Here is a 14238-nt window from a genome sequence, read left to right as displayed (position 1 = left end):
TAATTTAATCAACAGTAGGACCATTTACCGCCCAGAAAACTCGAATACCTTGTCCCGGTTTTTGATCAGCGTTAGAGTTCTGTAGCACTAATTCATTTGGATAAAAGAAAGAATTAATAAATTCTCCCGGATCTTCTGTTAAAGTTGGTTGAAGATCTTCAGGATAACCTGTCCTTCTATAAGTATTGTACGCTTCTACTCCATTACCAAATAATGCCTTGAAGTATTCTTCTACTATAATAGCTAATTTTCCTTCATTATCAGCATTATCGTAACGATTTAAAATCAGATCTACGTAATCATCAACATCCTCATTATTTGGAATAAAAGCCCCTTGTAAAACTGTTTCATCCTCATCTGTATCAGGATCATCCTCTACTATAATTTCATTTGGATCAGGTGCTATAAAATTTAACACTTTATCCATTGAGGCTCTTATACCTGTCTCTAAATAATCTCTTGGATCTCCAGATGTTCCTAGTGTCAAGGACGATTCAGCTAACATAAAGTTAGTAAATGAACTCAATAGGATAGGTGATATACCTGCACCTTGAAGTCCAACAGTTCGTCCTGGAATAGATGTGCCCTGATTGCCATCAAATGGACCTCCTATAGGATATGCCCCCCATGTGGTTCTTACGCCACCATCTGGTGGGATACCATCATCATCTCCGTGATCTCTACCCCAATAACCATCACCAATATTACAGAATGGTGTTCCAGCTGGATAATGAGGCGGGGCAGATTGGGTAATACATTCAGCTTCGTTGGGATCTTGAGTAAAGTTTAAAGATTGTCTATAGAAATAGTAACGCGTTCTAGGATCATTATCTTCTTTTACCCTTGACATAAAGTCATTAGACATGTAATCTGTAACATCTGCTGGCACATCAAAATTTCTTCCAAATATTGGATGTCTACTATCAGGATTTTGATCAGTAGTAGAATATTGAAACGCTAAATCTAAGGAGGGGTCAAGTATTAAAGTTTCATCTAATAAATCCTCAATTTTGCTACCTGCATCATTATCTACAAGCCTAGATTGCAGATACAATTTTAATTTTAGTGTATTTGCAACAGCTTTCCACGCATCTTCGTCGCCTCCATAAAACAGGTCGCTATCTGCACCAGAAATTTCGTCTCTGTCTAATTGTACAATTGCGTCATTTAAAAGAGCTTCCATAGCTTCATAAATAGCTTCACCAGAATCTAAAGTTGGATTTTGAAATTCTAATCCTTGTATTGCTTCAGAATATGGAATTTCTCCCAAGTAATCGACCATTGTTATTATGACATAGGCTTCAATAATTTTAGAAATACCTATATGCGTATACAATTCTGCTTCTTCAGCAACAGGTTCTAATGCTCTAACGTCTGCTAATATATTTGCATACGCATTTGTATACGTTGCATTATAGTTATCTGGAGAATAAGCATTTTGATAAATAGGACCGAACATGTGGAGTATTCGTGTTACTTCCATCCCTTCTTCGGTAACTTGCTCGAAAAAAGTAGCAAAATCACGTTCAATACCATTTAAGTAAAGATCAATATCAGCTTGCTCAGGACTCAAAGCGTTAGGTGAGTTGAGCAAATCTAACTCAGTCGTTTCACAGGAAATTAATCCTGCAAATACTAAGCACGTAAAGATTGTTTTTTGTAATAATTTCATTTTAATAAATTTTATTTTAGAATGTGGCTCTTACACTAAATCCATATCTTCTAGAACTTGGTCCAGTAATATAGTCAATACCTTGTCCATTTCCTACACCAGTACTTAGCGTATTGGTGTCGAAATTAACATCTTTGGGAAAATTAACAGCTCTGTACCATAGATTATTACCTAGGAAAGTAATATTAAAGGTTCCAAATGGAGTTTTTTCAAGAAATTTTTGAGGAATATTATAGCCCAAACTAACTTCATTCAAGCGAATTGTAGTTCCATCAAAAATTTGATTTTCATTTGCTCCGAAACCAAATTCACCAAATCCAACATTCGTAGCAGTGATTTGATTAGTATTAACGGATCCATCACTATTTACACCCGGTAGAATATAGGTTTGAGTTCTGTCTATGGGGTCATCAAAATCTACAACACCTCTACCTACTAGAGTAGACGCTGTTTGAGAAAAAATGTCACCACCATGGCGATATAACCAATTGAAAGAAAAGTTAAATCCTTTGTAAGAAAAGGTGTTGGTTATTCCTGAGGTCCAATCTGGATTTGGATCACCAATAATACTTAATTCAGGATCTACTAGATAGAGGCCATTGTCGCCTACGACTTTATTTCCATTTTCATCTCTTTGAATGGTGCTTCCTAAAAGTACCCCAAATGGTTCACCTTCTACAGCATAATTAGCGGGTCTTCCACCAATAGAGGATGTCAGTACAATTTGATCTGTTCCTTCAGGTAATCTAGTAATTGTGTTCTCATCTGCATAGAAATTACCAGATATATTCCAATTAAAATTATCTGTTCGTATTGGAGTTACATCGAAATCAATTTCTATTCCTTCTGTTTCTAATTCTCCTGCATTAATTCTCACAACTGTAAAACCAGTAGAAGGATCTAGGTTTTGATCTGTTATTAAATCTTCAGAATTTTTTCTAAATACACTTACATTTAATCCAAATCTATTATCAAAAAATCTTGTATCTATACCAGCTTCAATTTCAGAAATTCGTTCAGGCTCTAAATCAGGATTTCCTAATCGATTAGCTACAGAGTTGCTGGATATAACATTCCCAGCTAAATCTACAAAATCGCGGGATGTTAAGGCAAGTTGATTTCGTGTTCCGTAAGGAATAGGAAAACCTGCTGATGTACCAAATCCAATTCTCGCCTTTAAGTAGTTTAATCCATTTTTAGAAGATATTTCTTCAAACATTGTGGTGGGTACGAAAGATAAACTAGCACCAGGATAGAAAATGCTATAGTTATCTGTCTCTAAAGTTGAACTCCAATCATTACGTCCTGATACATTAAAGAATAGGGCATTTTTGAAACCTATAGAGACATCTCCATAAATACCAATTTGATTTTCCTCACTTCTAAACGCAATTTCTCCTCCTGTAAAACTATTCACTGTAGAATGAGTAACGAAATTGAAATGTCTTAATACACCAAATGCTAATTGCTGAGTACTTTCAACACCATCCTGATCAAAAACGTCACGACGAGTTTGGGCACCAATTACTGAATTTAAACTCCAATCTTCGCTTAACTCTGTATTATATGAAAAATTGAGCGTGTGATTCCAAATAGTATTTCGTGCAGAAATTGTTCTGAAAATACCTAAAAATTCACCATCAACTCCTCCTTTATTCTGACCATACGTATTGAATTCGGTGTAGTTGTCAATCCCTAAGAGGTAATTAACATTGAAATCTTCAGAGAAATTATAGTTTAAGCTATAACGCCCGTAAATACGCTCTGTTCCCTGAGTGACCTTAGCGTTTCTCACAGTCCATCTTGGATTTTGAATGTCATTTCCTGATCTATAGTAAATACTTCTTCCATCAGCAGCTTGGAACGGTAAACCCATTAAATCAACACTTCTAGGAGTATACAGGACATCTCCAAAAACAGATCCTCCATCACCAATAGTCCCAGACCCGGCAGAAGCGGATATAGGAGGTGTCTTATAATCAGTAGTTACATAATTAAGTGACGCATTTGCCGATAAATTATTAGCCAAAATTGCTGACCCACCAATACCAAAGGTGTTTCTTCTTAAACTATTTCCTGGTGTGAAACCTTTATCGTCAAGGTATCCATAATTAATGTTGTAATTTACTTTTTCAGTATTTCCACGTAAGTTAATAGATGTGGTAGAAACTCCCCCAGTCCTGAAAAATTCATCAACATTATCATAATTACGATACTCATAATCACTAGCTGCTAAATCTTCAAAGCCCTCTACTAGCGTGGCATCATTAATTCTGTTAAATGGATGCTCAACAAGAACAGTTCCACTAGGGCTTATGCCTCTAAAGGATGAACCATATATGTTTTCATTTGTATTATTAAATGATGGTCCCCAGTTACTAAAAAAGAAGCCAAAAGCTTGATGAAAACCACCGCCATATTCCGTTTGATAATCAGGAAGCACTGCTTCGTTAATGAAATAAGACGTCGTAGCCGTTACCTCCATCTTTTTGTTTGATCCTCCGGTAGTACTACCATTCTTAGTAGTGATCAAAACAACACCATTTCTTCCTCTTTCTCCATATAAAACGGTTGCACTTAATCCTTTAAGAATTTGAACATCCTCAATTAGGTTTGGATCTAAATCTAGAAATCTGCTAGACTCAGAAACGTTATCAAAAAATGCTGTCTGTTCATTAGCTCCTCCGTCAAATGGAACTCCATCCACTATGAATAAAGGTTGGTTGCTTCCTGAAATGGACGAGTATCCACGAATAATAAAGTTCGTTCCTGATCCCGAAACCCCATTAGTAGCGGTAATATTTACCCCCGCTGCTTTTCCTTGAAGAATACGTCCTATATCTCCTTGAGGTTGTTCTTGTATTTCTTCCGCTTTAACTTGACTTACGGCATATCCAAGAGATCTTTTTTCGCGCTGAATATTTTGTGCTGTAATAACTACTTCTTCTAATTGCGCAACATCCGTTTCCATTTGGATGTTAATAGTATTTCCAGCTCCTACTTTAGCTTCTTTAGCTTTAAATCCTTGGTAACTAAATATTAAGGTTTCCCCTTGTGAAGCATTTATAGAATAAAGACCGTCAAAATCGGTTTGAGTACCCTTATTTGTACCTTTGACGACTACATTTACACCTGGTAAGGGTAAACCGCTATCGTCGGTCACCGTACCGGAAACCGTTTTTTCTTGTGCAAACGTAAGTTGCACTACAAACGCTAATAACAGCGTTAGCATTCCACTAAACTTTGTTCTCATTTTATAATTTATTTGAATTAGCCAATGCCAAAAGTGGTAATAAAAAGTTAAAGACGCAAACTTATAACAATAAAATATTTTAATACTCTTTGAGAATTTAAATAATGATGTTTTTTTATAAGTATTAATATCTGTTCTTATGAGATGGAAGATCTTATTATGATAATTTAAATTTTGACAATATGAGCAATCTAAATTGTAAAGTAAATTTATGTGCGTTTGGTTTAATCGTTTCCCTATCCTTTTAAACAGTTCATTCTCGAATGAGTTCGGGCCAATATTTATTTACTTTATCGTTGTTTTGTCGAATATCGGCTGGTAATAATTTGATTATCGATTCCCTAAATTCACCATTCGTTGTTGGATAATCGAAACATATTTGACTTCGAAGATATATTAAGGCTTGATTTTATAGGATTTAGGTAAATACTCTCTCATTTATGATTCGCCGCAGGCGCTATATAAATATATTGTGCATTAGCGTTTCTTTGCCGTTCTTGCTAATTTATGTTGTTTAGATAATATTACTTTAAGAAATATCCCCAAGGGTAACTGCTCTTCTGATCGGTATCAACGATTTCCGTTTACCGTAGGGATTATAAGCTCTGGTAGTACTTCTGCACAACAGTTGGTCTTCTATTGGATACGATCAGTTTAACACACAACAGCTATTCGAATCAATCATGGCAACTGGATATATAAGTCATTTATATGTTAGATATAAGTGACATTGGCGTCCCAGACTTAATTAGTTCGTTCTATAGTTAAATTGCTCAGTAGATAAGGACGCACCTCATGATCTTTATGCCTTTTTGATTATGCTTTCCTGGCACAAAAACTCTAAGGCCCATACATTATTATGGGGTAACCTTATGCATACGTGGAGCACTGAATAGCTTGTCCGCTCTAAGCCAAGTACGCATTCGTCTAGCTCCATTAAAAAGTGACAGGTGTAATTTCATCTATGACCCACATTAGGTCTAGGTTTAGCTCACTCGCTGATTTAGATCTATGAATCCATTATCGGCGGTGACGCTAGGCAGATTAGATCGACCAACAACATTTAAGTCGTAATACTCATTGCTTATCATTGTTTTTCTTTTTGGCAGGCTTCATCCAAAGGCCTTTTTAAAAATCTAGTTCTATCGTTAGATGACAGATTGCCTGTGGCAAGCGATCTTCTTTTAGTTCTGCTTCACATTTTATAGAGCGAATTCCTAGGGAAAAGCTGTTTCGGCATCTTGCAAAAATGCACGTTTGATAGATTAACTTGTTTACGTTGATTTCAAATCTGAATGATCTCTTAAGTTGTAGATCGCCTCTTGAGAGCACCTAAAACGACTTTTGCTTTAAATTAATAGGGTGAACTTCCTTTTTGTCCTATCAGTAAGTTTAAAGTTTTTTTTGCGCAGTTTCAGAGAAATGATGAGGTTAATGGATCTACCGCAAAAATCAAAAATCTGTGCGGCAAGAATTTAATTTAAACCAATGTTGTTTGTCATATTAGAAATTCTAACGAATATGACGTTTTGAAGAACAGTGAAGTATTTATAAAAATCTAATTTGCCCTACGAAGTGGCAGCAGAGTTTCTCAAGAGGATTTGGACACAACATGATAGGAATCTCATATGCACAACGAGTTAGAGAGATAACTGAAAAGAATTTATAGCATTTTCCAATCTATCCTTAGAAATAAGAAAATTTACTAAAAAAATCTTATCGAATATCAATTGAAGAGTTAGTATGTAATCTAAAAGTTAATTATTCTCTCTGACGGGGAAGCTGTTAGAAAATCTTTTTTTAGCGCTAGAAAAGTAAACAAAAAGTGATAGTTAAAATAGGGGCGCTATTTTGTAAGTTCAACTATTTCTCAAGAAATGAATAGATTTTAAAACTCAAACCCTGAGTGTTTATAGTTAACATTTTTTACGGGATAGTTTTTAAATACTTTTATAATAATTTATTAATATTATCAAATCATTTTCATTCTTAAATTTCAGATCCTTCTGTTTAATAAATTTTTTCAAAGCATCTCGCTTATCATCAAAAATATCCAATAAATCCCTTTTACTTAAGTCAAATTCTTTATATAATTTAAAATCTTCAGAGGCGGCGATATAATAAACTTCGTTCGAAATAAATTTAGCAGGCCGACCTTTATCATATGACGATTTAGGTATAACTCCTTCCTTGTATTCACACGTATATGCCTTTAAGATAATTTTATTATCATTAAGTCTGCTTACTAAAGAGACATATATGTTCTCATCATTCTCTATTGATTTTGTCAAATAAAATTCTTGTTGATTTATAGAAGGGATTATAAATTTATTTTTCATTAACGAAAAAGTTTCATCTCCTGAATCAGATTCTTTAACCTCAAAAAAATTGTTATAAACATTATATCTTAAGTAAACATTTTGAATATCCAAGGTGTTCTTATTAATAATCTTACCTGGCAAAAACTTATTGTTTAAAAAAGGGGATCCATTTATTTTATCATAATCCAATGGATTATCGTAGGTAAGGCGATTAAAAAAACGACTTCTTACCTGTCGATCAGTCGTTTGGCAGAATGAATTAAAGTAAGAGATAAAAAATAAAAGAATAAAAAATCTTATCATATAAATTTTAATTTCAAATTTTAAGCCCGTAACCCGTAATTAGGAAATAATTTATGTCTCATTAGTATCAAATAACTATAAACCCCAATAGGCATAATAGATTTGATAAAATTCTTATTTTGCTAAAATAACATTTATAATTTATATTTAAGATATACTGTGTCAATATTATAGGGGTAATATACTTGTTTGGTAGACATCTAATTTTGTTACTTATTTAAATTTTCTTCTCATTCTTAAATTAAGAATATTTCTACTTCTGTAATATTATCTTGATCATGCTTTTTCGATTTTTTGGACGGTTTGCATGTAATATTTAGTTAAGTTGAGCGCTTTTTTGAAGTTGCTCTTTCTTGTTATATCAAATAACTTATAGGAGGCGTTTGATCGTCGATTCCTTTTTGTGTTCTCTTATTGTTATAAGATTTATATTATGAAGAGTATTATTGGTATAGATTAAAAGCATTTGGAAGACATTTAAGATAGATCTTTCTTGTAATTTTCACTTCTACTCAGAAGTCATATTCATAAAATATCAATCGTTCTTCCTTTACCCGTAATGCTAAGTTTATAAGATTAGACAATATGACGTTGAGAAATCTTTTCGAACTAAATTGTCTCCCTCTGATTGATATATTATTAATTTCTGATTGGTCTTGAATCTCCAGTGCCTCTCATACAACTACCACACCAGCTGTTATCCTTATTACATTATCGACCACTTATATATATAGAGACTACTCAAATTAATAATGGTAGCCTTAAGTGTATATCCTTCTTTCTTTATGTTGTGGTAATAACAGATACACATAATTAACGAAGATTACCTATCGTATTTTAAAACAAGGGTTTTCATGGGAAAGGACTAAGACAAAGACTATAAAATTATGAGGAAAATTGTTAAACAAATCATTAAAATTTAGAGTGCCCAATGGCCTTTTTTTGTTAATTACATGTAAACCCATAATAAATAAGTCAACAAAATATAAAATCTCAGATCAGCCGGGAGTCTGATCTGAGATTTTGTATTTATAATCCATTAATACTGTAATGGTCTTTTATGACTAGTAATTTTAATAACCTATTTATTATTAGTCCTCTTCTGTTTTAAATTCAAAAGTATAAACTTCTTCATTTCTAACGTTGTATTCGTTGATAGAAGATAAATAGACTTGGTATTCAGTATTTGAATCTAAATTCGCAGTAGAACTTGCTTCGGGAGACGTATTATATCTCTTAATCTCCAATTCCTGAACTCCGCTTTCTTCAAATATTACGCGTCTATTTCTTACTACAACAAGATTTGAATTGGGTGCCGGAAAACTATCATTTTTATCATAGACTACATAATATATTATTCCCTCACCAGAGGATGAGAGATTGTATAGGACGCTATCTTCAGTCACGTCTATAATCTCAACGCTTGCTTCAGGAGCATCAGGATTATAAATTTCGACTGTATTTCCATCAGTATCGGTTCTAATAGGTTCATCATTTTCACAAGAAATAATTGCGAAACCGATTAAAGCAAAAAAGGCTAATTTTTTCATTGTATTCACATTTTAGTTTGAAATTCTCAATCGTAGCAAAGATGAATCTTCATCAACGCTTATGTTATTAGATTCAGATAATTGTAAAAACACGTCCTGTCTAGTTGAGGTTATTAAATCGTCATCCATTACCTCAATTTCAAAAGTACCTGTGTAAGAATTCGCTGGGACTGTAATTTGAGAAGGAAATGAAATTACTGAAGAAGGTAACTCAGAATCTTCTTCTACGTAACTTAGGTTTATTGATCTCTCAGAATTTGAAATGGATGTAATGAGAATTGATAACGTTGTAGTAATAGTTTCATTTTCAGGAACATCAATATTTACCGAAGATTCTTCAAAATAAACAAGTGACTTTTCTGAATTTGGTTCATAAACTACCTCTTCGAATTCAGTATCACATGAGAATGAAATACCTGCAATTAATATAAGAACTAGAATTTTTATTTTCATAATTATGTTTTTAATATCCATCATTTTGTATCATTAAATCATTACCGTTTAATTCTGCACCAGGGATAGGTAAAGTAAATCTTCTATCATTAGGGCTTAGTGTACAGGCATTACTAAGTTCACTACAGTCTTCGTCTGCTCGTTCTAGCGGCAGACCAAGTCTCTTTAGATCTAAATATCTGTGTGCCTCATAAGCCAATTCTAATCTTCGTTCAGTAACAATAAAATCAAGGGCATCATTTAAATTATTAAACGAGGGTCTATCTGTATCAAAGCCAAATCGTGCATCTCTTAGTTGTTTTAATGTAGACTCTGCATCATCAAAATTTTGATTCCTCGCTAGAGCTTCAGCTCTTATTAAATACATTTCGGAAACTCTGAATGTTTTCATATCACTCAGATATTGGAAGGTCGAACCAGGATATTTGTATATGATATACACCCCAGCATTTGGATTGCTAAACTCTTCAGAATAGTTAACACCAAATCTAACATCATCTTGGTCAAATAAATCATATAATGAATTTGACATTTCTATAAATGGACCAAAATTTTGGAAGTTCCATATTCCTCCTGCAAGCTGGTCACCATTCACTCGTTGGGCTTTCCAAATAACCTCAGTATTGTCTGCATCTAAAAACATATCCACATATTGATCTCTATTTGCCAGAGGATAATCATCTATCAATTCATTCGCTCTTGCTAAAGCACTAGAGTAATCAGCGGTAAATAATGATATCCTCGCTCTTAAAGCAGTAATGAAATCCTGATTTATAAAAATAGGATTTCCAGCCTCTGATGGATCAAGAAGTTGAGAAGATGTATTTAAGTCTTCATTAATTAGGGACAATACCTCAGATACTGTGTTCCTTGCATTATCTTCAACTGTAACGATATAATCAATAGCTGGAACAGAAATTCCATCCGGATTCAAATAATCTGGAGTATAATATTGAAATAATTCAAAGTGGGCAAATGCTCTTAGGGCATAAGCTTGTCCTAATATATGATTAACTTCATCTTCATCTCCATCTTCTCTAGTAATTAAATCAACAGCTTCAATTACTCGAGTCGCATTATTAATCATACCATATCGAGTTCTCCAAAGATCAAAACTATCTCCGCTGGTTTCGTCTAGAAATAGAGAATGCAATGGTACTTGCTGACCTCCATTATCTATACCAAGTTTAGTATTATCTGTAAAAATCGAATTAAATTCAATTACTGTATTAGCATCATAGTCATTATAAGCTGTGTTTAAGCCTGCTTGTAAATCTGCAACAGTTCTAAACGCACTTGCTGCATTTAACCCATCTTGGGGGAGTTGTTCTAAAGAATCATCGCATGAAAAAAGCAATATTCCAATAATCAAAAATTTTAAAATTCTAAAAGTATTTTTCATCGTAAATGTTATAAAGTTATATCTATACCAAATGAAATAGTTCTTGCGTTAGGATAACCAAAAAAATCAGAAGGGGTAAAAGGGTCAAATTCAGGATCAAAACCTCTCCAGCTTGTGAATGTAATCCAATTTTCTGCTTGAGCATATACGCGCATGCGGTTAAGTCCCAATTTTTCAGCAACCTCAGGCTGGAAATTATAAGCAAAAACAGCATTCCTCAATCTCAAATATGAAGAATTTTCTAAGTAACGATCTGTAAGTAAATTTCTTGTTGCTCCTGAATCTAAAGAAGGAATGTCGGTAATGTCACCAGGAGAATTCCAAGCTCTCAATACAGAAGTTGAAACATTAGCAATACTAATTAAAGTAGGATCTTCTGTAACACCCAATGTATTATTATATCGGTAAACATCTGCGGTAAATGACCATTGATTACTTAAAGAGAATCCTTTATAGCTAATATCAAAACCAAAACCACCTTGATAGACAGGAACAGAACTTTTGCCGGTGTTCACTCGATTATTAATGTCATATACAGAAGTTACATTCCCATCGCGATCTAAATACAAAGGAGTACCATCATTAGGATTTACCCCAGCCCATCTTACAGCATAAAAAGTATTAAAGGCACTACCTACGATTTCAGGCGTACGTTGTGTATCATCTAAGATTATTTCTCCAAAATCATTTTCAACAGAGCCGGGAAGTTCCTCAATTTCATTTTTATTGTAGGACCCGTTTGCAAACAAACTCAATCTAAAGTCTTCAGTATTACTAACATTCCATCTTATAACTCCCTCAACACCTTTATTACTCAATGTTCCAGAGTTTGCTGAAATATTGCTAAATTCATCTTCAGCAAGTGTTTCAAGTGGATCACCAGAAATAAGAGTATTTGGTACATTAACGAAAAGATTTTCAGTTGTTCTATCATATACATCTACACTACCAGTAATTTTATTTTGAAATAACCCGAAGTCTAATCCAATGTTAGCCTGATATGTTGTCTCCCATTCTGCTTGAGGATTGGCTAATTTAGATGGGGCTAAACCAACAGCACCGGTATAGGCACTTTCAGTAGAATATAAGTCATAGATTACGTCCAAGCCTCCGTAATATCCCCCTTCTATTCTATCATTACCCGTTACTCCGTAGCTACCCCTTAACTTTAGATTTGAGATAGTTTGCGAATCTAATAGGAAATTTTCCCTTGAAATATTCCAAAATGCTCCAACGGCACCAAAAGTACCCCATCTATTTTCCTCAGAGAATCTAGACGAAGCATCACGTCTTATAGTGAAATCAATTCCATATTTAAGATCATAATCGTAAGCAAATCTACCAAAATAAGAAAGTTGAGAAACAATAAAATTTATAGACCCGAGGGTTGGAATATAAAAATAAGCATCCGAAATTCCATCACCGTCAGGATCTTCTGTGGTATTACCATCTACAAACCCAGCGCCATTACCAACTAACCCAGGGATTAAACCAGTTTGATTGTAACTAAATCCACTTAATTCAGAATATATATATTCAGTACTTCCACTAAATATTACATTATGACTATCTCCAAAAGTATTGGCATAAGTTATATTTGATTGTAGATTAAGCCTTGCATCTTTTCTAAGTTGTTCAAATTGAAATCCCTGAAATTCCGCACTTACATCATTAGCATTTCTACCTCTGATACTTAACTCTGGTGGTTGAATAAATGTAGCAACCTCATCAGTATAATCTAATCCAAACTGAACGGAAGCACTTAAATTATCTGTTATATCATAAGTACCGTTTATGCTTCCAATTACTTTTATTTCTTCTTCCATATCCGTATCATACTCAGATGAGTTTAATGTGATAAAAGGGGTGTTTAAGAAACCGGCAGCATTTGCAGGGTCAGTGTCACCTTGAAAGTTTAAAGAGCCGTCTTCATTAAAAGGAGATAAATACGGTTTTGAGAGGTAGGGAGCTAAAAATGGATTATCTAGTGCACCACTTGTGCCACCTTGCCTAATTCCAGAAGGAATCGTATTCCTACTAAATCCAGCGGTTAGAGAAGTATTAATTCTTAATCTATCCTTTTTAAAATCAAGGTTATTTCTAAACGTCATTCTTTGAAGTCCTGACTTTCTTGTTTGTCCTTCTTGCTCAAAGTATCCTAAGGAAGTGAAAAAATTAATGTTTTCGCCTCCACCTCTAAACGATAGATTTTGATTTGAGAAGTTGCCATTTCTTAATAAAACGTCTACCCAGTCCGTATCTGTTTGTGCAACCTGCTGAATCTCACTATCAGTTAAAGGAGCTCCAGTGAGAGGAATACCAACTTGATTATTAATAAAATCACCCAATCCTGGATTTCCTCCACCTACACCAACATCTTCTCGTCTTTCAATTTGTAGTAATTGAGCCGAATTTGCAATATCAAATGTGAGTCTTTGACTGTTAGTGTAACCTGTTTGACTAGAAATGCTCATTTCAGTCTTACGACCAAATTTACCTCTTTTGGTAGTAATAACGATTACACCTCCTGTTGCTCTATTGCCGTATATGGCCGTGGCTGCTGCGTCCTTAAGCACCGTCGCAGTTTCGATGTCGGCTTGATTAATGCTTCTAAAATTATCTTCATCCACAGGAACTCCATCAACTATAAAAAGAGGCTCAACATTACCATTAATAGATGAAACTCCTCGTAATAAAATTACGCTATTTCCTCCTGGTTGACCATTTCCTGTAGCAATATTAAGACCTGGTGAGGTAGCTTGCAGAGCCTGAGCAAATGAGCCATTAGGTCTTGATTCGATTTGCTCTGCGCTTACTACGGTCGTGGCAGAGGATATTGTCTCTCTTTTTGAATCGTAATACCCAAGGATTACAACTTCTTCGAGTTCAGCAATGTCCGTTTCTAAACTAACATTTAGAGTATTGCTTTGGCCTATTGCAAGTTCTTGTTTTTTGAATCCTTGATAAGAAAACACCAATATTTGACCTGGGTTTGCGATAATTGAATAGTTGCCATCAAAATCTGTTTGCGTCCCAATATTAGTGTCTTTTACCAATACATTAACTCCGGGTAGAGGTAAACCTGTATCATCTGTTACCAAGCCGGAAATTGTTTTTTCTTGTGCAAACGTAAGTTGCACTACAAACGCTAGTAATAGCGTTAGCATTCCACTAAACTTTGTTCTCATTTTATATTTATTTGAATTAGCCGAAGCCAAAAATCATCATAATTACTAAATATAACAACTATTTAATCAGTAAAATTTAGTTTTATTTGAGTTTTT

Annotated in this window: 7 protein-coding genes; all 7 read right to left on the bottom strand. The window is 34.1% G+C overall.

What is annotated here, in order from left to right:
• Positions 1 to 4 precede the first annotated feature (4 nt).
• The 7 genes from ABD000_RS13695 to ABD000_RS13665 all read right to left on the bottom strand — a co-directional run bounded on the left by ABD000_RS13695 (position 5) and on the right by ABD000_RS13665 (position 14142).
• On the bottom strand, positions 5 to 1672 hold the full coding sequence (locus ABD000_RS13695; RefSeq protein WP_343768731.1) for a SusD/RagB family nutrient-binding outer membrane lipoprotein: 1668 nt from the start codon (positions 1670 to 1672) through the stop codon (positions 5 to 7).
• 16 nt (positions 1673 to 1688) lie between these two features.
• The gene (locus ABD000_RS13690; RefSeq protein WP_343768729.1) at positions 1689 to 4925 is read right to left on the bottom strand and encodes a SusC/RagA family TonB-linked outer membrane protein; all 3237 of its coding nucleotides are present in this window, start codon (positions 4923 to 4925) and stop codon (positions 1689 to 1691) included.
• A 1940-nt stretch (positions 4926 to 6865) separates the two neighbouring features.
• Positions 6866 to 7549 (bottom strand): hypothetical protein, encoded by a 684-nt coding sequence (locus ABD000_RS13685; RefSeq protein ID WP_343768727.1) that lies wholly within the window; start codon positions 7547 to 7549, stop codon positions 6866 to 6868.
• A 1091-nt stretch (positions 7550 to 8640) separates the two neighbouring features.
• Entirely contained in the window at positions 8641 to 9099 is a 459-nt protein-coding gene (locus tag ABD000_RS13680) for a hypothetical protein (protein ID WP_343768724.1), read from the bottom strand.
• Between the two features lie 12 nt (positions 9100 to 9111).
• Positions 9112 to 9552, bottom strand: a complete 441-nt coding sequence (locus ABD000_RS13675) for a hypothetical protein (protein ID WP_343768722.1) — start codon at positions 9550 to 9552, stop codon at positions 9112 to 9114.
• A 10-nt stretch (positions 9553 to 9562) separates the two neighbouring features.
• Positions 9563 to 10954, bottom strand: coding sequence for a RagB/SusD family nutrient uptake outer membrane protein (locus ABD000_RS13670; RefSeq protein WP_343768720.1), 1392 nt, complete (start codon positions 10952 to 10954; stop codon positions 9563 to 9565).
• Positions 10955 to 10962: 8 nt separating this feature from the next.
• Positions 10963 to 14142: a SusC/RagA family TonB-linked outer membrane protein gene (locus tag ABD000_RS13665; protein ID WP_343768718.1), complete on the bottom strand. Its 3180-nt coding sequence runs from the start codon at positions 14140 to 14142 to the stop codon at positions 10963 to 10965.
• Between the last annotated feature and the right edge of the window lie 96 nt (positions 14143 to 14238).

The sequence above is a fragment of the Gangjinia marincola genome, assembly GCF_039523415.1.
Taxonomy (GTDB): Bacteria; Bacteroidota; Bacteroidia; order Flavobacteriales; family Flavobacteriaceae; genus Gangjinia; species Gangjinia marincola.
This window is presented reverse-complemented; position numbering and strand designations above follow the sequence as displayed.